The organism is Enemella dayhoffiae (assembly GCF_002250625.1).
GTDB lineage: Bacteria > Actinomycetota > Actinomycetes > Propionibacteriales > Propionibacteriaceae > Enemella > Enemella dayhoffiae.
Window position 1 is genome coordinate 21,415 of sequence record NZ_NMVQ01000006.1, and the last position, 20,391, is coordinate 41,805.

A 20,391-nucleotide genomic window follows, 5' to 3' on the forward strand; every position below is an offset into this window, starting at 1 on the left:
CGCAATGAAACGCATTCCCCAACGATAGGGTCAGGCCGGCGCAGGCACTCGCCGCCGCGTACCGAACGTTTCCGCTTCCGGGCCGATCGCCGCGATTTGGGGTACCGCCCAGAGGTGGCGTAGTATTGCACGTCGGTCACCCGTGCCGGGTGATCGGTCGTGCGATTCGTCCAACATTCCCGGACAGATTGAGAGTACATGTCGAAGAAAGAGGGTTTCCTCGAGATGGAGGGCACCGTGGTCGAGGCCCTGCCCAACGCGATGTTCCGCGTTGAGTTGGCCAACGGACACAAGGTGCTCGCCCAGATCAGTGGCAAGATGCGGCAGCACTACATCCGCATCCTCCCCAGCGACCGTGTGGTCGTGGAGATCTCCGCCTACGACCTCAACCGCGGCCGCATCGTCTACCGGCACAAGTGACCACAGTCCGGCCGACCCTCGGGTCGGTCAATCACCCATCACAGGTACGCCCCTGCGGGCGCGCCCACAACCACGAAGGAAGCTCGCGATGAAGGTCAAGCCGAGCGTCAAGAAGATGTGCGACAAGTGCAAGGTGATTCGCCGGCACGGTCGCGTGATGGTGATCTGCGACAACCCGCGGCACAAGCAGCGCCAGGGCTGAGCATCTGGCGTCGGACCGACAGGTTCGCGCTCGCGCTGGGGGCGGACGGCCCGCAGAGCACCCTTGACAACTCAATAACAACAAACGTGCTAGCCAATCCCGGCCACACTGCTCCGTCGAGCAGCGCAACCGGGGCTCACGTCCGGTCGGAGGCCGGGCCCGGAGAACTCTCCGGATGCAGCACGTCAGACACCTCCGCGGATCGTGGAACACCGTCGAGTGGAACCGACGCCACGAACCGGATCCGAAGGGAACTGCTGAGATGGCACGCCTCATCGGGGTCGACCTGCCGCGCGAGAAGCGCCTCGAGGTCGCACTCACCTACATCTTCGGCGTGGGACGCACCCGCGCGCTGGAGACCCTCGACGCCACGGGGATCAGTGGCGACACCCGCGTCCGCGACCTGACCGATGACCAGCTCGTCGCGCTGCGTGACCACATCGAAGCGAACTACCAGACCGAGGGTGACCTCCGTCGTGAGGTCGCTGCCGACATCCGCCGCAAGATCGAGATCGGCTCCTACCAGGGCCGTCGTCACCGCGCCGGGCTTCCTGTGCACGGCCAGCGCACGCGTACCAACGCGCGTCAGCGCAAGGGCAAGCGCAAGGCCGTTGCCGGCAAGAAGAAGAAGTAACCGGACGCACAGGGAGATCTGAACAGATATGGCTACCGCAGGACGCGGCGCCGCCAAGAAGGTGCGCCGCAAGGAGAAGAAGAACGTCGTGGCCGGACAGGCCCACATCAAGTCGACGTTCAACAACACGATCATCTCGATCACCGACCCGACCGGTCACGTGATCGCATGGGCCTCCGCCGGCACCGTCGGCTTCAAGGGCTCGCGCAAGTCGACCCCCTTCGCCGCCCAGATGGCCGCCGAGGCCGCTGGCCGTCGTGCCATGGATCACGGCATGAAGAAGGTCGACGTGTTCGTCAAGGGTCCCGGCTCCGGCCGTGAGACCGCCATCCGCTCGCTCGGCGCGATCGGCCTCGAGGTCGGTGCCATCTCCGATGTCACCCCCGTGCCGCACAACGGCTGCCGTCCGCCCAAGCGCCGTCGCGTCTGAGCTGAGAAGGAGAAACCACCATGGCTCGTTACACCGGTCCTCTGACCAAGAAGTCGCGTCGTCTCGGCTCCGACCTCGTCGGCAACGACAAGGCCTTCGAGCGCCGCCCCTACCCGCCCGGCATGCACGGTCGCGGTCGCACCAAGGATTCCGAGTACGCCCTGCAGCTGCGTGAGAAGCAGAAGGCGCGCTACACCTACGGCGTCCTGGAGAAGCAGTTCCGTCGCTACTACGAGGAGGCCCACCGAGTCTCCGGCAAGACCGGCGACACGCTGCTGCAGATCCTCGAGTCCCGCCTGGACAACGTGATCTACCGCGCTGGCTTCGCCTCCACCCGCCGCCAGGCCCGTCAGCTGGTCGTGCACGGCCACTTCCTGGTCAACGGCAAGAAGGTCAACATCCCCTCCTATCGGGTCTCGGCCCACGACGTCATCGACGTCAAGGAGAAGTCGCTGAACCTGCACCCGCTGGTGGTCGCTCGGGAGACCCACGGCGAGCGCGAGGTTCCGGCCTGGATGGACGCCCGCCCCAACCAGATGCGGATCCTGATCCACCAGCTGCCCACCCGGCAGCAGATCACCGTCGACGTGACCGAGCAGCTGATCGTCGAGCTCTACTCGAAGTAACCCAACGGGGCTCTGCCCCGTTGACCCCCGTTGGGGCTCCGCCCCTTCACCCCGCTGGGGGCTCCGCCCCCCGACCCCCGGGCCTGCGGCGCCGTCGTTGGCAGGCCCGGGGATCGGAACACCTCTTGCCTTCAAATAGTGGTTGGCATGAAAGGAAAGAAGAAGAATGCTCATTGCTCAGCGGCCGCAGCTCTCCGAAGAGGTTGTTGACGACCACCGTTCGCGGTTCGTCATCGAGCCCCTGGAGCCCGGTTTCGGCTACACCCTTGGCAACTCGCTGCGGCGTACCCTGATGTCCTCCATCCCGGGTGCCGCGGTGACCAGCATCAAGATCGACGGGAACCTGCACGAGTTCTCCACGATCGACGGCGTGGTCGAGGACGTCACCGACATCATCCTCAACCTCAAGGAGCTCGTCGTCTCCTCCGAGGAGGACGAGCCCGTGGTGATGTACCTGCGCAAGGCCGGCGCCGGCGCGGTGACCGCCGCCGACATCGCCCCGCCCGCGGGCGTCGAGGTGCACAACCCCGACCTGCACATCGCCACCCTCAACGACAACGGCAAGCTCGAGATGGAGCTCGTCGTCGAGCGCGGCCGCGGCTATGTCTCCTCGGTGCAGAACAAGTCCGGAGACCACGAGATCGGCCGGATCCCTGTCGACTCGATCTATTCCCCGGTGCTGAAGGTGGCCTACAAGGTCGAGGCCACCCGGGTCGAGCAGCGCACCGACTTCGACAAGCTGGTCATCGACGTGCAGACCAAGCCGTCGATGCGGCCCAAGGACGCCGTCGCGAGCGCCGGGCGTACCCTGGTCGAGATCTTCGGCCTGGCCCGCGAGCTCAACCTCGAGGCCGAGGGCATCGAGATCGGCCCGTCGCCGGTCGACGAGCAGCTCGCCGCCGATCTGGCCCTGCCGGTGGAGGACCTGAACCTGACCGTCCGGTCCTACAACTGCCTCAAGCGTGAGGGCATCCACACCGTCTCCGAGCTGGTCTCCCGCTCCGAGCAGGACCTCCTCGACATCCGCAACTTCGGTTCCAAGTCCATCGACGAGGTCAAGCTGAAGCTGCACGAGATGGGCCTGTCGCTGAAGGACTCGGCTCCCGGTTTCGACCCGCTCGGTGCGGTGGGTCGTTACGACGAGGACGGCGAGGACGACGACCAGGATTTCGTGGAGACCGAGCAGTACTAACCCGAACGGGGCTCCGCCCCGTTGACCCCGATAGGGGCTCCGCCCCTTTCACCCCGCTGGGGGCTCCGCCCCCAGACCCCCGGGCCTGCGGCGCAGCAGGTCCCACAGATTTGGAGAAGAGACAATGCCGAAGCCAACCAAGGGTCCCCGGCTGGGCGGTTCGCCCGCGCACGAGCGGATCATCCTCGACAACCTGGCCAGCCAGCTGTTCGAGCACGGTCGGATCACCACCACCGAGACCCGCGCCAAGCGCGTCCGTCCGCTGGCGGAGAAGCTGATCACCAAGGCCAAGCGGGGCGACCTGCACGCCCGCCGTCTGGCCGCGACCCACATCCGGGACAAGGGTGTGCTGCACATCCTGTTCACCGAGATCGCCCCGGCCGTGGCCGAGCGCGAGGGTGGCTACACCCGGATCACCAAGGTCGGCCCGCGCAAGGGTGACAACGCCCCGATGGCCATCATCGAGGTGCTGACCGAGGCCGTCACCAGCAAGGCCGCCCCGAAGAAGGCCGCCGCCAAGAAGGCCGAGCCGAAGGCGCAGGCCGTCGCCGCCGTCGAGGGCGCCGACGCCGAGGCCGCCCAGAGCGCCGAGAGCGATGCCACCGAGGCACCGTACGGCGAGGGGTCCTACCGGGGCGAGAACCCGCCGTCCGGCTTCGACATCAAGGGCAACGAGGACTCGATGAAGTTCCACACCCCCGAGTCGCAGTGGTACGAGCAGACTGTCGCCGAGGTCTGGTTCAACTCCGCCGACGCCGCCGAGAAGGCCGGCTTCGTCGACGTGCTGGCCGGCAAGGACGACGACCAGGACGAGGCCAAGGACTCCGACAAGTCCTGATCTCGGTCCCACACGTGAACAGCGCCCGCTCCCGGACTCCGGGGGCGGGCGCTGTTCGCTTCGGATGACTCAGCGGATCGGCAGGTGCAGCTCGGTCAGCCGGTCCTCCTCGGCCACCTGGGGCGGGGCGTTCAGGTACACGTTGTAGTGCTTCCCGACCACCCCCTCAGCGGTTCGCGCGGCCGGCCGTAATCCGTTCTGCTGCAGGTGTTCCGCGATTCGGGCGTGCACGTCGCCGAGGCGGTGGTACGCCCCCCGCAGGGTGCCCACCACGACCTCCTGGGCTGGCAGGTCGAACACCTCGAGCGGTGCCTGGGCGGTGACGCCCGCGGCAACCGGGACGAACACCGACTCGTCGACGTCGGCCTCCTTGTATTCCTCGTCGTGCTCGATGCAGCCACCGGGCCCGATCGGGCTGATGCCCTGCTGGCCGAGCAGCGGCATGAACCGCTGCCACAGCTCACCCTCGGCGGCATAGTTGGCGACCACCCCACGCAGGGTGATGAACGTCTGGGCGGGGTCGGTGCGTCGTTCGATGCTGATGTCATTCATGGCGAGTCCTTGATCCTCGGTGATGAGTTGGGAGAGGTTGTCGAGCCGTTGCCGGGCGGCGGCGTACTCCTGGGTGAGCGTCTGGCGCTGCATCCGCAGCGCCTCGGCGTACGCGTCAGAGCCGCGGGCCGCGAGCAGTGGCCCCATGCTGGACACGCCGAACCCGCAGTCGCGCAAGCGGCGAATGGCCAGCGCCCGCGGCAGCTGGCTCATCGCATAGCGGCGATGACCGGTGAGTTCGTCCACCGCTGCCGGCACCAGGACGCCGTGGCTTTCGTGGTGCCGCACCATGCGGATGCTGATCCGGGTCAGTGCCGAGAACTCACCGATGGACATCAGGTCGGAGGTGTCGAGCATGGCTCAACTCTGCTGGCTGACACGGTGTCAGGGTCAATCGGCTCCCGGAGCCTGCCTGCGCGCGGCCGCGAGTGCCTCGCAAAAGCCGGCCCAGTATTCCTCGCGGGTCTGTTCGGCGAGGCTCTCCCACGACTCGGCCGGCAGGCTCTGCGGGGTGTGCGGTACGCCGGGATCCAGCGTCTTCTGCATCGCCGCCATCCCGTGCAGGTTGATCCAGCGGTGGTCATAGTCGTGCGGGGTCGCCCGGTCCCACGCCAGGACGCGAGGCACCACCTCGGCCAACTCCTCCAGGTGGGCGAAGGCGTACCGGTTGATCGGTTCGCCGAACCGGTCGTTGAGCACCGACACCGCCTGCCGTGCGGTGAAGTCGGCGCACCGGTTGGCGTCGAAGCGGGCGCGCAGCTGCCCCGCATAGAACCAGAACATCGCCTCCTGCGGGCGGCCCTCGGCGAGCAGGGCGTGGGACAGCAGATAGAACACCGGCGGCGCGAACAACTGCGGACTGCCGATCACCTCGGCGATCGCCTCCGGCCGTGACGACTCGGCGGACAAGCGGCGGATCGCCTCGGTAGTGCGAGCGGTGTCGATCTCGGGCATGGGCACCTCCGGAGCCCCACACGCTATCCCCAGGCGGGCTCGTCTATATGAACATAGAAGTTAGATCAGTTAGCGAATAGAGTGCCCCCATGGATCGAGTCCAAACCGCCCGGGAGCACGTCTTCGCCCAGTTCGGGTTCAGCACCCGGCGCGAGGGTGACGGGCTGACCGGGAGCGCGGACGCCGGTCCCGAGCTCTGGGTGCCCGGCACCGAGGTGCTGCGGACCTCCGTGCTCGCCATCTGGGCCGACAGCATCACTGGGATGATCGCGGCCGATCACGTGGGCGGCCGGGTGCCGGTGACCCTGCAACTCGAAGTCAACCTGTATGCCCCGCCGACCCGGGTCAGTCACGTCGAGGTGGTGGGCCGGCTGGTCAAGGTGGGCCGCTCGGTCGTCGTCTCGACCGCCGAGTTCCTGGATCAGGACGGGCGTGCCTTCGGTACGGCCACCGGTGTCTTCGCGATCGCCCACGACCCCGCGCTGCGGATGCCCGACGACTACGACCCGGTCGGCCCCGCCGGTGCCGGCGGCTACATCGACGGGTTGGCGCGTCCGGTGTGGGCGGCCAGCGATCCGCTGCTGCGCGCCTACTACGAGACCACCGCCGGTGACGTCGAGGTCGTCAAGACCCGAGACAGCACGTTCCACGGCACCCGCAACCCGGACAGGGGCAGCAGGTCGGCGCCGTACGCCGATCGGCACCTCGCGCAAGGGCTCGCTGAGCGAGACCACCGCCGAGCAGCTGGCCACCCACATTGTCGCCCGCACCGTTGAGCGCGCCGGGCTGGATCCGCAGCGGCTCGACGACATCATCCTGGCCGAGTCGATGTACGGCGGGGGAGACCTGGCCCGCTACGCGGCGGTCGCCAACGGCTGGACCGCCATCCCGGGACAGGCGGTCAACCGGCACTGCGCCGGCAGCCTGACCACCGTCGCCGATGCCGCCGCCCAGGTGATCGCCGGGATGGACCGCTACATCGTCGCCGGCGGTGTGCAGTCGTTCTCCACCTCCCCGGTCAACCTGTGGGCGACCCCCGGGCAGACCGATTACAAGCCCGGGCTGCGCCCCACCTTTCCCCACACCGAGGACGCCAACGACGAGGTGTCGTTGTCGGTCGGCTGGAACCTCGCCCAGAAATACGGGCTCTCCCGCGCGGAGATGGACGCCTGGGCGCTGCGCTCGCACCAGCGTGCGGTGGCCGCGATCGACGCCGGCACCTTCGACGACGAGATCGCCCCGCTCGAGGTCACCAAGGAGGGCAACACCTTCCGCTTTGACACCGACGAGCACCCGCGCCGCAGCTCCACCGCCGAGAAGCTCGCCTCGCTCAACCCGCTCAAGCCAGAGATCGACGGATTTTCCATCACCGCGGGAAACGCGGCCGGCGTGAACGACGCTGCGGCCGCCCTGCTGGTGACCACCGTCGAGGGTGCCCAGGCCGAGGGTCTGGAGCCGCTGGCCCGCGTCGCCGGCTGGGCGTTCGTCGGCGTGGACCCCAGATACACCGGAGACGGGGCGATCGTGGCCGCCCAGAAGCTGCTCGACCGCACCGGCCTGTCCGCCGATCAGATCGACGTGTGGGAGATCAACGAGGCGTTCGCCTCGGTTCCGGTGGCCGCCTGCCGGGTGCTCGGCCTGGACGAGGAAAAGGTGAACCTCCACGGCAGCGGCTGCAGCCTCGGCCACCCCGTTGCGGCCAGCGGTGCCCGAATGCTGACCACGCTGGTGCACGAGCTGCGCCGGCGCGGTGGTGGCCGTGCGGTCGCCACCATGTGCGCCGGCGCCGGTCAGGGCGGGGCGGTCCTGATCGAGGCCTGAGCCCGATCACTTCAGCACGGCGGCTCAGCGGCGCCGGAACCCGGCGGTGACGGCGGTCGCCACCAGGGTGAGCGCCGCACCCACCACCGTCATCAACCGCAACTGACTGCCCGGCGCCGGCAGCAGCCAGTCCAGTGCGACCGAGCCGACGATCTGTCCGGCGATGGTAGCCATCGCCAGGGTGAGCACGCCGACGATCCGGACCAGGTGTGCGGCCATCGCGATGTACGCCACCCCGATCACCCCGCCCAGATAGAGCAGCGGGTTGGCCGGCAGTCGCGCCGGTCCCTGCCCGATGACCACGGCGTGCACCACCGCCGCCAGCAGCAGCGCCGCGGTGCCGACGACGAAGTTGGTCAGCGTCGCCACCATGAAGTGTCCGGAGTGTTCGCTGACCCGGCCATTGACCGCCTGCTGCAACCCCATCGCCAGCCCGGCGACGACGGGTAGCGCCAGCAGATACCACGGCGCATGACCGCTCACCCCGCCCGACATGGCCAGCGCGACCGAGCCGACCATCAGCGCCGCCCCGAGGGCGCGCGCCGGGCTGAGCGGCCGCGGTCCGCCGGGGCCGAGCCCGATCCGGTCCACGGCCAGCCCGGTCACCGTCTGACCCGCGACCACGCAGACGATGAACAGCGCCACCCCGATCAGCGCCACCGACAACCCCTGACCCAGCACGAACGTGGCCCCGCCGAGCCCACCCAAGGCGAGCACCCACGGGAAGGCCCCGCTGCGCAGGTCGCGGGCGAAGTCGGCCACCTGCCGGCGCAACCCCGGGCGTACCCCGATCAGCACCATCAACAACAACATTCCGACGCCGAACGACACCGCCGCCGCAGAGAAGCCGTCGTGCAGCTCGGTGGCCAACCGGGAGGTGATCCGCGACTGCACCGCGCCCATCGCCCCGGCGAACAGGGACACCGGCATCGCCCACGCCGGCCGGTGCGCGGCCTGGGTCGGCGGCGCGGGGTGGAGAGGGTCGGCCGTGGTCACGATGGACCACGTTACCCCCGCCGAGCCTGGCCTCAGTCCAGCAGCACCTCGGCCGCCCCCTTCGCCAACGGGCGCCCTGCCTGGTCCTCGGTCCACACGTCGAGGCTGACCCGGCGCCCGTCACCGGAGTCGTCGACCGCGGTCACCGCACCCCGGGCCGTGACGGTCATCCCTCGGGTGTTCGGGCTGCGGAATTGGCAACTCAGCTTGAGAATCCGGCCGGATCCGCCGAGCCAGCGGCGCAGCACGTTGTGCAGATAGGACCACTGCAGGTTGCCCATCCCGAAGGCGCTGTCGAAGCCGGCCTCACAGCCCGCCTCGTCGTCCATGTGGATCGGCACGAACTCGTCGTTCACCGCGGCGTACCGGTTCCAGTTCGCCAACCCGGTCTGCCACGACATCGGCGTCAGCTCATCGCCGACCTTCACGGTGCTGGTGTTCATCGCAAACCCCTTCTCAGTAACGGATCAGCGTCATCGCCGAGCGCTTCACCAGTTCGTGGCGCTGGTTGGTCCAGGTGTCCACGGTGCGGCTGAACAGCATCAGCCCCAGCCGCCCCTCCCGCTCGCTGTACCCGCCCAGGGTGCGCACGCTGGTGATCACGTCTCCCGCGCGGATCGGCACGCCGTACTCGACCTCCAGCCCGTCGTTCAGCATGTGGCTGAGCCCCGGTCCGGGTACGCCGGCGCTCAGCTCGGTGTTGTCCGGCTCGTTCGGGTCGCTGGGTGCCGGGTGCCGGGTGGTCCGGGAGGCCGCGCTCCAGGCGAACACGTTCAGCTCCTGCGGCTTGCAACCGGACCAGCCGCGCCGACAGCCCGTCGGCCAGCGCGTTGGCGAGGGCGGTCTTACCGGTACCGGCCGGGCGGGCCGTGGTTGCGGGGCCGGCCGACGACCCGTGGGCGGCACTCGAAGCGTGGGCGGGCCGACTGGGCACCGCGGAGGTGGCCGACCGGCTGGCCCTGCTCGACCTCCCGGCCGGCGCCATCCCGCTCGACCACCCGCCCGTGACGCCGGGGGTACGCCGGCACGTCCTGGGCGAGGCTTCGACTCGCTCCGCACCCTTCGGTTGGCTGAGCGAGCGCAGCGAGTTGAAGCCGGAGGATGCGCCGCCCCCGCTGGTGCTCGACCTGTCCGCGCTGTGGGCAGGGCCCCTGTGCGCCGACCTGTTGCACCGGGCCGGAGCGCGGGTGATCGCGGTCGAGTCGGCCGCCCGGCCCGACCCCTCGCGACTCGGCAATCCGGTTCTGCACCGGTTGCTGCGCGGTGGGGTCGAGTCGGTCCGGCTCGACTTCGACGATCCGGCCGACCGACACCGGCTGCGCCGGCTGATCCGGTGTGCCGACATGGTGATCGAGGCCAGCCGCCCTCGCGCTGGAGCGGCTCGGTATCACCCCCGAGCAGGATCTGGCCGCCGGCGCGGTCTGGGTCAGCATCACCGCGCACGGCCGCGCCGACCCCCGGGTCGGCTTCGGCGACGACGTGGCGGCCGTCGCCGGAGCCTGGGTACGCCCCAGCGCCGACGCCGCACCCGTCCCCGCGGGGGACGCCCTGGCCGACCCGCTGACCGGGCTCACCGCCGCGGTCGAGGCGCTCCGCCCCCGCGAGGCGGACCGGGTGCTGGTCGAGGTCGCCATGGCCGGCGTCATCGCCGACGCCCTGCGCGCCGGTGGGGGAGCGGCCACCCCGATCGTCCCCCTGGCCAGCCATCCCACCCCAGGCCCCCACCGCCAGCGACCCGTGCTCGGCCCGGTAGCCGCGCTCGGTGAGCACACCGCACGCGTCCTGGCGGAGCTGACATGACGCGCTGGCTTCTGCTCGACGCCGAGCTGGGCCAGCGTCGGGTCGACGTGCTGATCGACGGCGACCGGGTCGCCGCGGTGCGCCCGCATCGCGACCATGATCATCACGCAGATCACGATCAGGAGGGCTGGACGGCGACCGTCGTCGACGCCGGCGGCGGCTGCCTGCTGCCCGGACTCGCCGATCACCACCTGCACCTGCTCGCCACCGCCCGATTCCGCGAGTCCGTGGACGTCTCCGCCGGCCTGTCCGCGCTCCAGCAGGCGCCCGGTGACGGGTGGATCCGCGGCGTGGGTGCCGCCAACGAGCTGACCCGGGCCGACCTTGATCAACTCAACCTCGATCGGCCGATCCGGGTCCAGCACCGCAGCGGCGCGCTGTGGACGCTGTCGTCGAAGGCGTTGGAGCAGCTGCGCGCGCACCCGGCGTACCCCGAACCGGTCAGCGACACCGAACGCCGGACCGGGCAGTTCCACCGCGCCGAGGACCGGCTGCGCGCCCTGCTGCCCGATCAGGCGCTGCCCGACCTCAGCGCGCTGTCCCGGGAGCTCGCCGCCCGCGGGGTGACCACGATCATGGACGCCACCCCCGGCCTGCACCGCCACCTGATCTCCGGGCAGCGGCTGAGCCAGCGGGTGCACACCATGGGCCCCGACGGCGAAGGTCCGGTCAAGTTGGTGCTGTCGGAGCATGACCTGCCCGACCCGGCCGCCTTCACCGCCCGCGTCGCCGCCGCCCACGCCGACGGACGTCCGGTGGCCGTGCACCGCGTCACCCTGGACGCCCTGGTGATCGCCCGGCAGGCCTTCGAGACCGCCGGCATCGTGCCCGGCGACCGGGTCGAGCACGCCGCCATCTGCGACGACGACACCGCGGCCTGGCTCGGATCGAACGGGATCGTGGTGTCCACCCAGCCGACGCTGCTGGCCCGCCGTGGCGATGACTACCTGGTCCGGGTGGAGCCGTTCGCCCAGCCCTGGCTCTGGCGGTACGCCGGGCTGGTGGTCGCCGGCGTGGTGGTGCTGCCCAGCAGCGACGCGCCCCACGGAGACCCGGACCCGTGTCAGACGGTCACCGCGGCCGCCCTGCGGCGTGCCCCTTCGGGCGCGGTGCTCAACCCCGGCGAAAGGGTCCCGGTGAGCGAGGTGCTGGCCGGGTTTGCCCGGAATCCGTTGCGTCCTTGGGAATCACCGCGACGGGTCGCTGCCGGGGAGGCGGCCGACCTGTGCCTGCTCGACCGATCGTGGGCCGAGGCCGTGGCCGACCCGGCCGCGGTCGGCGTGCGCGGCAGCTGGCTCGCCGGGCGACGGATCCACCCGTCACCACCGGCCGCAGCTCAGATCGACTGACCGGGTTCGACCACCCGCATCAGGCCCTCCTGGGCGACCGAGGCGACGAGGTGTCCCTCGAGATCCCAGATCCGCCCGAAGTTCAGGCCGCGCCCGTCCTGCGAGCTCGGCGAGGTCTGCTCATACAGCAGCCACTCGTCCACCCGGAACGGCCGAAGGAACCACAGCGCGTGATCCAGCGAGGCCAGCCCCGCCGGCGTCTCCGGGTTGGGCAGGAAGGCGGCACTGAGCAGCCCGAGATCGCTGATGTAGGCGAGCGCTTTCTGGTGGAATCGCGCGTCCTCGGGCAGCGCGTCGGTGCAGCGCATCCACAGCATCCGGGTTTCCACGCCACCCTCGGGGTGCACCAGATAGGGCCGCAGCTGCCAGTTCGGGAACTGCTGCTCGATCATCCCGCCGCCGCGCAGGGTGCCGCCCCACTCGACCTTCACCTCGTCGGGTCCCGGTCCCACCGGTCGACCGATCTCGTGCGAGGGCCCCCGGTCTCCGCGGTGGAAGGAGGCCGACAGGGTCAGGATCGGCTTCCCGTCCTGCGAGGCGGTGACCAGCCGGTTGCAGAATCCGCGGCCGTCGCGCACCCGATCGACGTCATAGCGGATCGGTACATCCACAGCTCCACCGCGCAGGAAATAGGCGTGCAGGGAGTGCGGGGCGTACGCCTCGTCGACGGTCAGCTGGGCGGCGGCGAGCGCCTGCCTGACCGCCTGGCCGCCGAACACCCGCTCGATCGGGGAGGGCAGACTGCGACCCACGAGGAATTGTCGCCATCCGCCGCCAGCGTCAGGCAGTCGACGAACGACCGCGCGCGGCCCACGCCTGGTTGGGCGGTCACCGTCGGATCACTGCTGGGTGGTCATGTCGACCAGGGTTTTGTCGCCGTGGCGGCCGTGCACCTGGCCGGCGACGTGCACCAACTGGTGGCGCCAATAGTCGGCGGCCCCGTCCTCGTCGCCGGCACGGACCCGGTCCAGGGCGCGGCCCAGCGAGCGGTGCGGCTCGTTGGACTTGCCGCGGTCGCGGCCCCCGTCGAAGGCGTTGGCCAGTTCTTGGCGCAGCACCTCGGAGAGGGCCCCATAGACCAGGGCCAGCGTCTTGTTCCGCGAGCTCCGGAACAGCTCCTCGAAGAAGCTGACATAGATCCGCGACTGGTCCTCCTGGGCCAACTCGGGGGTGAGCTCGGCGAGCAGCGCCTCCAGCCGGTCGGCGGTCTCCGCCCGGTCGGGCTGGCGGGCCAGCAGCCGGAAGCCGAGCGGTTCCAGCAGCGTTCGCGCGTCGTAGACGTCTCTCAGTTCGACGGCGTCCAGCTGCATCAGCAGGCCCAGATAGCGGGCGGCCACGGAGACGTCAGGATGGGTGACCAGGGCGCCGCCGCGGGAGCCGCGGCGCACCTCGATCAGTCGCTCTGACTCGAGGATCCGGAACGCCTCGCGCAGCGAGGGCCGGGACACCCCGAACTGGGTCATCAACTCGGACTCACTCGGCAACGACTCGCCCTCGCGCAGCTCGCCGCGCAGGATCTGCGTGCGGATTGCGCGGGCGACCACCTCGGCTGTCTTGGGGATCCGGACGCGGTCGGGCACTTGACTCAGGGTCACGGCTCCTCCTCGGGGTGACGGGCGGCGCGGCCATGGTGGGGTCGAGTCGCTTTCGATTTGCTCCAAATCATTCATCTTATTATACGCATGCGGAGGATACTGAGATGTTCATCAATGGTAGGTGGAAGACTCGGATCTTCGCTTCGACTCGCTCGAGCCGGCCACCGGTGATCTGGTCGGCACCGCCGTCGACGGCACCCGCGCCGACGCGGTCCGCGCGATCGAGGCCGCGCACGCCGCCTTCCCCGCCTGGGCCGCCACCACGGCGTACGAACGCTCGGAGATCCTGCGCCGCGCCTGGCAGCTGATGCTGGAGCGGCGCGAGGAGCTTGCCCAGCTGATGACCCGCGAGCAGGGCAAGCCGCTGCGGATGGCGCGCACCGAGATCACCTATGCCGCGGATTTCCTGCTCTGGTTCGCCGAGGAGGCGAAGCGGGTCTATGGCGAGACCATCCCGTCCGCGCGCCCGAACCACCGTTTCCTGGTGATGCACCAGCCGGTGGGCGTGGCCGCCGCGATCACCCCGTGGAACTATCCGGTGTCGATGCTCACCCGCAAGATCGGTCCGGCCCTTGCCGCCGGCTGCACCATCGTGGTCAAACCGGTCGAACAGACCCCGCTCTGCGCGGTCGCGACGGTCAAGGTGCTGGAGGACGCCGGGGTGCCGGCCGGGGTGGTGAACCTGGTCACCTCCAGCAAGGCCGGCGAGGTCGGCGAGGAACTCGTCAGCAACCCCCTGGTCCGCAAGATCAGCTTCACCGGCTCCACCGAGGTCGGTCGGATCATCGGACGCGGAGCGGGCGCGGCGTTGAAGCGGGTGTCGATGGAGCTGGGCGGGCACGCCCCGTTCATCGTGTTCGCCGACGCCGATCCGGAGTACGCCGCCAAGGGCGCGGCGGCGCTGAAGTCGCTGAACACCGGGAGCGACGGAGCTTGCCCATGACGGTCGTTCTCGGGTCGTGAACGCTACCGGCGTAGCTGCTACATCACCGACCCGTCGGGTCTGATGCTGCGCGAACGGATCGGCACCGACATCATCCGCCTGGGAGTGCGACCATCCGCACACCGACACCACCTGGCCGGAGTCGCCGGAGTTCGCCTGGAAGGAGTTCACCGACGCCGGCTGCAGCGACGAGGACATCCACAGGATCACCTGGCAGAACGCCGCCCGCTTCTTCGACTGGGATCCCTTCCAGCACAACAAGAAGGAGGAGTCCACCGTGGGTGCGCTGCGCTCGAGGGCGACCGACGTGGACACGACCCGGATGTCACGTGCGGAGTGGAAGTCCAAGAACGAGGCCGAGGGGGTCGGCGTCTTCGCCTGATCGGTTCTCGCTTCACCTGAGTCAGTTCGACAGGTCGGCGCCGCCGGGGTTCTCCCGGCGGTGCCGTTCCCGTCCTGAGCAGAGGTGCCGACTAGGCTTACGGGGTGATCGAGCCCCCCGAGCGCCTGCGCATCGCCCAGCTGGCGAACTTCGTGGGGCCCGTCTCGGGCGGGATGCGGCAGGCGATCGAGAGCCTCGGCACCGGCTATGTGGCGGCTGGCCACGAGCGGGTTCTGGTGGTCCCCGGTGAACGGGATCGCACCACCGAGACCGCACACGGGATCCTGGTCGAGGTGGACTCCCCGCACCTGCCCAACTCGGCGTACCGGATGATCGCGCAACCCTGGCGGGCGCTGGCCGCCCTGGACCGGTTCCGCCCGACCACCGTCGAGGTCTCCGACAAGTGGACGCTGTCCCCGGTGGCCGCCTGGGCGCGGCGTCGCGAGATCGGCTCGGTGCTGTTCAGCCACGAACGCCTCGACGCGATGCTGGGGCTGTGGCTGCGCCGCCAGTTCGGCGTGGAGACCGCGGTGGGCGCGCTGAACCGGCGATTGGCCCAGTCCTTCGATGCGGTGGTGGTCACCAGCCAGTACGCCGCCGACGAGTTCCACAACACCGGCGCCAACCTGGTCAAGGTCCCGCTCGGGGTGGACCTGCGCACCTTCACCCCCGGCGCCGGGTCCCCGACCGACGACGGCGTGCTCAAGCTCTGTTACGTCGGGCGGCTGAGCCGGGAGAAGTCGCCGCACCTGGCGGTCGCCGGGGCCGTCGAGTTGCACCGCCGCGGCGTACCCCTGCGTCTCGACGTCTATGGCGAGGGCCCGCACAAGGACGAGCTGGTGGCGATCGCTGGCAACGCCCCGGTCTTCTTCCACGGTTACCTTTCCGGGCGGGCGGCCGTGGCCGAGGCGTACGCCGCCGCCGACGCCTCGCTGTCGGTCTGTCCCGCCGAGACCTTCGGGTTGGCGGTGCTGGAGGCGCTGGCCTGCGGTACGCCCGTGGTCACCTCCAACCGGGGTGGCGCCCGCGAGCTGGTCGACGCGACGTGTGGAGAGTGGGGGAGTCCCGATGCGATCGGCATCGCCGACGCGATCGAGCGGATGGCCGCCCGGCCGGCGGCGTTGACCAGGCGCGCGGCGCGGGTGCGGGCCGAGCAGTACGACTGGTCGCGTTCGGTGCAGCGGATGCTGGAGCTGCACCAGCGACTGGGGCGCGCGGTGCCCTATCGATCCCTGTGGCGTGACCGGGTGCGCGGACGGCTGGCGAGCGGTGACCAAGGAGGTCAACGATGAGGTGGAGGACGATCGGTTCGGCGGCTGGCCTGACGGCGGTCGCACTGGCCCCGGTGGTGCTGCGCGCACCTCGCCCGCAACGGGCGTACCCGGAGGGGGTGCGCAGCGTCAGCGACGCGATCGCCGCCTGTCGCGCCAGCGGACTCGAGGGTTGGGAGTTGGTCGACTTCGCCCGCCGCCTGGTGCACCACAAGTTCACCCGCTATTCGATCCTCAACCTTTGGGAGTCGCCGGCGATGGCGTTCGCCAATTCCCGCGGCTACTGCAACCAGTACAACTCGGCGCTGTGGGAGATCCTTGTGGCACTGGGTTTCCGGGCCGAGCGGGTGTTCGCCACCCGGGTCCGTCAGGACATCAACCCGTGGTGGCGGATGGGGCACATGTGGGTCAGGGTCACCGTCGACGGGCGCACCCTGGACGTCTGCGCCTCCCGCGCCGACGCAGGTCCCGGTGCCGTGGAGTTCGTGCCCGTCACCGAGGTGCTGCCGTTCGGCCCATTCACCTATCTGAACACGAACAACGGCATGATCGTGTTCACCGCGTTCGCGTGCTGGAAGTCCCTGCTCACCGGAGAACCCCTGCCCCGGTGGATGAACCGCGAGTTCGGCAGCCGGGTCGATCAGGACTGATCGAGCAGGGTGACGGTGCCCTTCTCGCCGTCCAGGGCGATCCGGTCACCGGTGCGGATCCGGGCGGTGGCCACGGTGGTGCCGAGCACGGCCGGGATCCCGTACTCCCGCGCGACGATGGAGGAGTGGCTGAGCGGGCCGCCCACATCGGTGACCACGCCGGCGGCCAGCGCGAACAGCGGCGTCCAGGCCGGGGTGGTGATCGCGGCGACCAGGATCTCCCCCGGCTGCATCCCCGAGAAGTCCTCCGGGCCGCGCACCACCCGCGCCGTGCCGGTCACCTGACCGCCGCTCGCCCCGGTGCCGCGCAGCTGGTCGCCGCTCTGATCTCCCATCACGGTGGGCATCCAGCGGTCCCACACGTGCCAGCGGGAGCGCTCGGGAATGATGGCCGGGGGTGTCACGAGACGGCGTCCGCGCCACTCGGCCAGCCGTCGGTGCACCTGATCCCTGGCCGGTGCCGGCGTCCGCCCGTCGTCCAGTTCCGCGGCCGCCGCCCTCAGCTCGCCCAGCCTGAGCCAGTAGACGTGCTCGGGTTCGGCCAGCGCACCGCTGGCGACCAGCCGCCGGCCGAGCTCTGCGGCGTACGCCCGGGCCGTCGGCCAGCCCAGCCCGATGTCGGCCAGGGCGTCCTCGCGGACCGGACCCATGCTGTTGGCGCTGCGCAGCAGTCGGGTGAACAGCGCCCGCCGGGGCCCGCGCAGGCGCGCGAGGATCCGCTCGCGGGCGGCGATCCGGCGCTGGTTCAACTTTTCCCGGCGGGCCGCCGGGTCGACGGACGGGTCGGCCAGATAGAACCGCAACGCGTCCAGCACCGGCGTCGGGTCGTCGGCCGCCACCGGGTTGACCAGATCCAGGTTGTAGACCGCGTGCCCGAATCGCTCCAGGTGCTCGGCGAAGCGATCACGCCACTGCTGCCACAGCACCGCGTCCACCCCGTCGGGGACCGACGCGTCGGCGGCGGCTCCGGCGCGCTGCAGGGCCGCGGCCAACTCGGGGTGGGTGCGGCACCACTGCGCCAGCCGGTGCACCGACTCGTCGGCGCGGATCGGTGCGGATTCGAGGCCCAGCAGGAAATCCTCGGCCCGAGGGTCCCCGCTCCGCTTCACCAGCCGATCATAGAAGTGGGTGAATCCGAGCTCGCTGGTGACCGCCTCGGGGATGATCGTCTGCACCGAGGTGTAGTACGCGAACCCCGCCCGGACCAGCTCCTGCACCCCGTCGAGCAGCTCGACCGCCGCCAGGGCGCGCGGTTCTTGGCCCCGCCAACGCTGCACCACCGCCCGATAGCGCGGATGGAACACCTGCTGCCACTTCCGCCGGCCCAGCTCGGTGGTCATCACCCGGATCGCCCAGGGGGCGATCAGCACGGCCTTCAGGAACAGGGCATTGCGGTAGCCGTAATAGCCGAAACCGTTGATGGTGACGAACGAGATGTCCCTGTCGGAGAAGAGTCGTTGCGGGCCGAAGTAGCTGTTGACCGTGTCCATCATCCCGGGGATGACGAGCTGCTCGGCCAGGTCGGCGAACAGCGTGGACAGCGGGTCCGGCAGCTGTTCGGTGATGCTGGCCCGCATGAACACGTCGTGCCGCTTTGGGGCCGGCCACTCGGTGGGCGCCGGTCCGGTCTCGGCGGGCAGGGCGGTGATCGGTCGCGATTGCACCAGCCAGCGGTCACCACCGAGATCGATCGCCCACTCCAGGTCCTGCGGAGCGCCGAAGTGGGCCGCCGCCCTGGCACCCAGCCCGGCGAGCGCCACCGCTTCGGCGTCGCTCAGCACGGCGCGGGCACGCTGCTGCGGGCTGGTCGGTCGCGTGGCCACCCCGTCCTCGGTCCGGGCGGTGAGGCTCGTCTGCTCGACCTCCGTGCGCTCGACCACCCGGCCCGACCGCAGCACGACGTTCTCGGTGTCCACCGTCCCTGCCACCACCGACTCACCCAACCCCCAGGCGGCCGACAGCACCGTCTCGTCGCGGCGGCCGTTGGTCGGGTTGGCGGTGAACATCACCCCGGCGCAGCGGGCGTCCACCAGCCGTTGCACCACCACCGCCAGCGCCAGCTCACCCGGCACCTCGTGCGCCGCGCGATAGCTGATCGCGCGGGTGCTCCACAGCGAGGCCCAGCAGTCGCGGACCGCGCGGGTCAGCGCGGAACCCCCGCGTACGTTGAGAAAGGTCTCCTGCTGACCGGCGAAGGACGCGTCCGCCAGGTCCTCGGCGGTGGCCGAGGAGCGGACCGCCACCGCGGCCTGCTCGCCGAGCCGGGCGTACGCCTCGGTGAGCATCGAGCCCACCTCCGAGGGGAGCTCGCCCTCGCCGAACAGACGGGCGATCTCGGCTGCGGCGCGTTCGGGTGCGTGCGAGGTGACCAGCTCGCGGATCCGGTCGGCGAAGTCGTTCGCGTGGATGAAGTGGCGATAGGCGTCGGTGGTCAGGACGAACCCGTCCGGCACCGGAAGCCCGGCGGCGACCAGTTCCGCGAGGTTCGCGCCCTTGCCGTCGGCGAGCGGCAGATCCGAGCTGCGGAGCGCCGCCAGCTCCCGGATGCACTCCATTCCTCCACGGTAGACCCGTCGGGCCGTCCGGGGCAGCAAAAAGGCCGGCCCAGGGGGGCCGGCCAGTTCGCTGTGCTTCAGACGTTGCTCAGAAGACCTTGGCGGCCTTCGCGGCGGCGAGACGCTTGCTGGCGTCGTCCCAGTTGACGACGTTCCACCACGCCTTGACGAAGTCGGGCTTCACGTTCTTGTACTGCAGATAGAACGCGTGCTCCCACATGTCGAGCAGCAGCACCGGCACCTGGCCCGCGGGCAGGTTGCCCTGGTGGTCGAACACCTGGAGCAGGTTGAGCCGCTGACCCAGGGTGTCGTAGGCGAGCACGCTCCAGCCGGAGCCCTGGACGCCCAGCGCGTTGGCGGTGAACATCTTCTGGAAGGTCTCGTAGCCGCCGAAGTCGGCGCCGATCGCCTCGCCGACCTCACCGGTCGGCTCGCCGCCACCCTCGGGGGACATGTTGGTCCAGAACACCGAGTGGTTGATATGGCCGCCCAGGTTGAACGCGAGGTCCTTCTCGAGCTTGTTGATGGTGGCGAAGTCACCCTTGTCGACCGCCTCGGCGATCTGTTCGACAGCGGTGTTGGCGCCCTTCACATAGGTCGCGTGGTGCTTGTCGTGGTGCAGCTCCATGATCTCCGGCGCGATGTGCGGAGCCAGTGCGCTGTAGTCGTAGGGCAGATCAGGAAGTGTGTAGGTCATGATGCTCCTTGGTGCTAGTCATCAGGGCTGACCCGCCCACTCTATGGGGCCGGCCTCGGTGAGACAGCGGGGGGGGGGTACGCCCGGTGTCGGTCGGGTGGCTTCGACAGGCTCCGCCACCGTGACGACCGGGCGTACCCCTCACCGGGTTGTCAGCGAGTGACGTCCTTGCCGGCGTCCTTGATGTTCTCGCCGGCCTGCTTCATGCCGCCCTTAGCCTGATCACCCTTGCCCTCGGCCTCGAGGCGCTCGTTGCCGGTCGCCTTGCCGGCGGCTTCCTTGACCTTGCCGCCAAGCTTGTCGCCGGTGTTCTCCATCTTGTCGCCCACTCCCATGCCCGTACCTCCTTGTTCGGCCAGCGGCGGGGGTCGCCGTGGTGACTTCGAACCTAGCCCCCGGTGTCGACAAAACCAAGGGTTTTCAACTTGGTCAGCGCATCAGTCGGTCGATGTAGTCGGCGCCGATGCCGACCTTCTCGTAGTGC

At 69.9% G+C, this 20,391-nt stretch carries 24 protein-coding genes and 1 pseudogene; 15 read left to right on the plus strand and 10 right to left on the minus strand.

The annotated features are described in order from the left end of the window. The first annotated feature begins 198 nt into the window (after nt 1-198). The 7 genes from infA to rplQ all read left to right on the plus strand — a co-directional run bounded on the left by infA (nt 199) and on the right by rplQ (nt 4,342). A complete protein-coding gene (gene infA / locus CGZ93_RS05175; RefSeq protein ID WP_094359779.1) occupies nt 199-420 on the plus strand; it encodes a translation initiation factor IF-1 in 222 nt (73 codons plus the stop codon). Between the two features lie 88 nt (nt 421-508). After that, entirely contained in the window at nt 509-622 is a 114-nt protein-coding gene (gene rpmJ, locus CGZ93_RS05180) for a 50S ribosomal protein L36 (RefSeq protein WP_094363093.1), read from the plus strand. A 262-nt stretch (nt 623-884) separates the two neighbouring features. Then, nucleotides 885-1,256 carry a 30S ribosomal protein S13 gene (gene rpsM / locus CGZ93_RS05185; RefSeq protein ID WP_094363179.1) on the plus strand — a complete coding sequence of 124 codons (372 nt, stop codon included), beginning with the start codon at nt 885-887 and terminating at the stop codon, nt 1,254-1,256. Nucleotides 1,257-1,284: 28 nt separating this feature from the next. Then, complete coding sequence (gene rpsK, locus CGZ93_RS05190; protein ID WP_094363094.1) at nt 1,285-1,686, plus strand: 30S ribosomal protein S11; 402 nt, start codon at nt 1,285-1,287, stop codon at nt 1,684-1,686. Nucleotides 1,687-1,706: 20 nt separating this feature from the next. After that, nucleotides 1,707-2,312 carry a 30S ribosomal protein S4 gene (gene rpsD, locus CGZ93_RS05195; RefSeq protein WP_094363095.1) on the plus strand — a complete coding sequence of 202 codons (606 nt, stop codon included), beginning with the start codon at nt 1,707-1,709 and terminating at the stop codon, nt 2,310-2,312. A 166-nt stretch (nt 2,313-2,478) separates the two neighbouring features. Beyond that, a complete protein-coding gene (locus CGZ93_RS05200; protein ID WP_094363096.1) occupies nt 2,479-3,504 on the plus strand; it encodes a DNA-directed RNA polymerase subunit alpha in 1,026 nt (341 codons plus the stop codon). 124 nt (nt 3,505-3,628) lie between these two features. Further along, nucleotides 3,629-4,342, plus strand: a complete 714-nt coding sequence (rplQ, locus tag CGZ93_RS19860; protein ID WP_094363097.1) for a 50S ribosomal protein L17, sunset domain variant — start codon at nt 3,629-3,631, stop codon at nt 4,340-4,342. 69 nt (nt 4,343-4,411) lie between these two features. Here the strand turns inward: rplQ and CGZ93_RS05210 are convergent, their stop codons facing one another. After that, entirely contained in the window at nt 4,412-5,251 is an 840-nt protein-coding gene (locus tag CGZ93_RS05210) for a MerR family transcriptional regulator (RefSeq protein ID WP_094363098.1), read from the minus strand. A gap of 33 nt (nt 5,252-5,284) precedes the next feature. Continuing rightward, nucleotides 5,285-5,848, minus strand: a complete 564-nt coding sequence (locus tag CGZ93_RS05215) for a hypothetical protein (RefSeq protein ID WP_094363099.1) — start codon at nt 5,846-5,848, stop codon at nt 5,285-5,287. Between the two features lie 89 nt (nt 5,849-5,937). Between CGZ93_RS05215 and CGZ93_RS19295 the strand changes: the two genes are divergently transcribed. Together CGZ93_RS19295 and CGZ93_RS05225 are read left to right on the plus strand one after the other, a co-directional pair. Then, the gene (locus tag CGZ93_RS19295) at nt 5,938-6,624 is read left to right on the plus strand and encodes a PaaI family thioesterase (protein ID WP_094363100.1); all 687 of its coding nucleotides are present in this window, start codon (nt 5,938-5,940) and stop codon (nt 6,622-6,624) included. Then, nucleotides 6,545-7,669 carry a thiolase family protein gene (locus tag CGZ93_RS05225; protein WP_229117226.1) on the plus strand — a complete coding sequence of 375 codons (1,125 nt, stop codon included), beginning with the start codon at nt 6,545-6,547 and terminating at the stop codon, nt 7,667-7,669. Before CGZ93_RS19295 ends, CGZ93_RS05225 begins: the two co-directional genes overlap by 80 nt. Before the next feature lie 24 nt (nt 7,670-7,693). Here the strand turns inward: CGZ93_RS05225 and CGZ93_RS05230 are convergent, their stop codons facing one another. From CGZ93_RS05230 to CGZ93_RS05240, 3 genes are read right to left on the minus strand one after another with little or no spacing between them, the layout of a single operon-like run. Further along, nucleotides 7,694-8,665, minus strand: a complete 972-nt coding sequence (locus tag CGZ93_RS05230; protein ID WP_229117211.1) for a DMT family transporter — start codon at nt 8,663-8,665, stop codon at nt 7,694-7,696. A 32-nt stretch (nt 8,666-8,697) separates the two neighbouring features. Further along, complete coding sequence (locus CGZ93_RS05235) at nt 8,698-9,108, minus strand: MaoC/PaaZ C-terminal domain-containing protein (RefSeq protein ID WP_094363102.1); 411 nt, start codon at nt 9,106-9,108, stop codon at nt 8,698-8,700. Between the two features lie 13 nt (nt 9,109-9,121). Then, nucleotides 9,122-9,436, minus strand: coding sequence for an FAS1-like dehydratase domain-containing protein (locus CGZ93_RS05240; RefSeq protein WP_229117212.1), 315 nt, complete (start codon nt 9,434-9,436; stop codon nt 9,122-9,124). 347 nt (nt 9,437-9,783) lie between these two features. Between CGZ93_RS05240 and CGZ93_RS20025 the strand changes: the two are divergent. From CGZ93_RS20025 to CGZ93_RS05250, 3 genes and pseudogenes are all read left to right on the plus strand, one after another. Beyond that, nucleotides 9,784-10,026, plus strand: a pseudogene (locus CGZ93_RS20025) (CoA transferase); the annotation flags it as partial. 118 nt (nt 10,027-10,144) lie between these two features. After that, entirely contained in the window at nt 10,145-10,465 is a 321-nt protein-coding gene (locus CGZ93_RS19300) for a hypothetical protein (RefSeq protein ID WP_229117213.1), read from the plus strand. Then, nucleotides 10,462-11,814, plus strand: a complete 1,353-nt coding sequence (locus CGZ93_RS05250; protein ID WP_094363104.1) for an amidohydrolase family protein — start codon at nt 10,462-10,464, stop codon at nt 11,812-11,814. The genes CGZ93_RS19300 and CGZ93_RS05250 overlap by 4 nt, the downstream gene beginning before the upstream one ends. Here the strand turns inward: CGZ93_RS05250 and CGZ93_RS05255 are convergent. Both CGZ93_RS05255 and CGZ93_RS05260 read right to left on the minus strand, forming a co-directional pair. Then, nucleotides 11,802-12,566, minus strand: a complete 765-nt coding sequence (locus CGZ93_RS05255; RefSeq protein ID WP_176451638.1) for an acyl-CoA thioesterase — start codon at nt 12,564-12,566, stop codon at nt 11,802-11,804. The genes CGZ93_RS05250 and CGZ93_RS05255 overlap by 13 nt on opposite strands. An 87-nt stretch (nt 12,567-12,653) precedes the next feature. Further along, nucleotides 12,654-13,409 carry a FadR/GntR family transcriptional regulator gene (locus CGZ93_RS05260; protein ID WP_176451639.1) on the minus strand — a complete coding sequence of 252 codons (756 nt, stop codon included), beginning with the start codon at nt 13,407-13,409 and terminating at the stop codon, nt 12,654-12,656. A 121-nt stretch (nt 13,410-13,530) separates the two neighbouring features. On the opposite strand from CGZ93_RS05260, the gene CGZ93_RS05265 reads away from it, so the two are divergent. From CGZ93_RS05265 to CGZ93_RS05280, 3 genes are all read left to right on the plus strand, one after another. Further along, nucleotides 13,531-14,352, plus strand: coding sequence for an aldehyde dehydrogenase family protein (locus tag CGZ93_RS05265; protein WP_094363107.1), 822 nt, complete (start codon nt 13,531-13,533; stop codon nt 14,350-14,352). A 489-nt stretch (nt 14,353-14,841) separates the two neighbouring features. Continuing rightward, nucleotides 14,842-16,026 (plus strand): glycosyltransferase, encoded by a 1,185-nt coding sequence (locus tag CGZ93_RS05275; protein ID WP_324252433.1) that lies wholly within the window; start codon nt 14,842-14,844, stop codon nt 16,024-16,026. After that, on the plus strand, nt 16,023-16,655 hold the full coding sequence (locus CGZ93_RS05280; RefSeq protein ID WP_094363108.1) for an arylamine N-acetyltransferase family protein: 633 nt from the start codon (nt 16,023-16,025) through the stop codon (nt 16,653-16,655). The genes CGZ93_RS05275 and CGZ93_RS05280 overlap by 4 nt, the downstream gene beginning before the upstream one ends. Here CGZ93_RS05280 and CGZ93_RS05285 read toward each other — a convergent pair. The 3 genes from CGZ93_RS05285 to CGZ93_RS05295 form a co-directional block, all read right to left on the minus strand. After that, nucleotides 16,646-19,210, minus strand: a complete 2,565-nt coding sequence (locus tag CGZ93_RS05285) for a PEP/pyruvate-binding domain-containing protein (RefSeq protein ID WP_094363109.1) — start codon at nt 19,208-19,210, stop codon at nt 16,646-16,648. The genes CGZ93_RS05280 and CGZ93_RS05285 overlap by 10 nt on opposite strands. 88 nt (nt 19,211-19,298) lie before the next feature. Then, nucleotides 19,299-19,910 carry a superoxide dismutase gene (locus CGZ93_RS05290; RefSeq protein WP_094363110.1) on the minus strand — a complete coding sequence of 204 codons (612 nt, stop codon included), beginning with the start codon at nt 19,908-19,910 and terminating at the stop codon, nt 19,299-19,301. Nucleotides 19,911-20,059: 149 nt separating this feature from the next. Beyond that, nucleotides 20,060-20,242 (minus strand): CsbD family protein, encoded by a 183-nt coding sequence (locus CGZ93_RS05295; protein ID WP_094363111.1) that lies wholly within the window; start codon nt 20,240-20,242, stop codon nt 20,060-20,062. Nucleotides 20,243-20,391 lie beyond the last annotated feature (149 nt).

Bases quoted from the DNA above. Each gene is read 5' to 3' on its own strand.
- CGZ93_RS05295 (WP_094363111.1), bottom strand. From the start codon at position 20,242: ATGGGAGTGGGCGACAAGATGGAGAACACCGGCGACAAGCTTGGCGGC.
- rpmJ (WP_094363093.1), top strand. From the start codon at position 509: ATGAAGGTCAAGCCGAGCGTCAAGAAGATGTGCGACAAGTGCAAGGTG.
- rpsK (WP_094363094.1), top strand. From the start codon at position 1,285: ATGGCTACCGCAGGACGCGGCGCCGCCAAGAAGGTGCGCCGCAAGGAG.
- rplQ (WP_094363097.1), top strand. From the start codon at position 3,629: ATGCCGAAGCCAACCAAGGGTCCCCGGCTGGGCGGTTCGCCCGCGCAC.
- CGZ93_RS05280 (WP_094363108.1), top strand. From the start codon at position 16,023: ATGAGGTGGAGGACGATCGGTTCGGCGGCTGGCCTGACGGCGGTCGCA.
- CGZ93_RS05210 (WP_094363098.1), bottom strand. From the start codon at position 5,251: ATGCTCGACACCTCCGACCTGATGTCCATCGGTGAGTTCTCGGCACTG.
- CGZ93_RS05285 (WP_094363109.1), bottom strand. From the start codon at position 19,210: ATGGAGTGCATCCGGGAGCTGGCGGCGCTCCGCAGCTCGGATCTGCCG.
- CGZ93_RS19295 (WP_094363100.1), top strand. From the start codon at position 5,938: ATGGATCGAGTCCAAACCGCCCGGGAGCACGTCTTCGCCCAGTTCGGG.
- CGZ93_RS05250 (WP_094363104.1), top strand. From the start codon at position 10,462: ATGACGCGCTGGCTTCTGCTCGACGCCGAGCTGGGCCAGCGTCGGGTC.
- infA (WP_094359779.1), top strand. From the start codon at position 199: ATGTCGAAGAAAGAGGGTTTCCTCGAGATGGAGGGCACCGTGGTCGAG.
- rpsD (WP_094363095.1), top strand. From the start codon at position 1,707: ATGGCTCGTTACACCGGTCCTCTGACCAAGAAGTCGCGTCGTCTCGGC.
- CGZ93_RS05235 (WP_094363102.1), bottom strand. From the start codon at position 9,108: ATGAACACCAGCACCGTGAAGGTCGGCGATGAGCTGACGCCGATGTCG.
- CGZ93_RS05200 (WP_094363096.1), top strand. From the start codon at position 2,479: ATGCTCATTGCTCAGCGGCCGCAGCTCTCCGAAGAGGTTGTTGACGAC.
- CGZ93_RS05215 (WP_094363099.1), bottom strand. From the start codon at position 5,848: ATGCCCGAGATCGACACCGCTCGCACTACCGAGGCGATCCGCCGCTTG.
- rpsM (WP_094363179.1), top strand. From the start codon at position 885: ATGGCACGCCTCATCGGGGTCGACCTGCCGCGCGAGAAGCGCCTCGAG.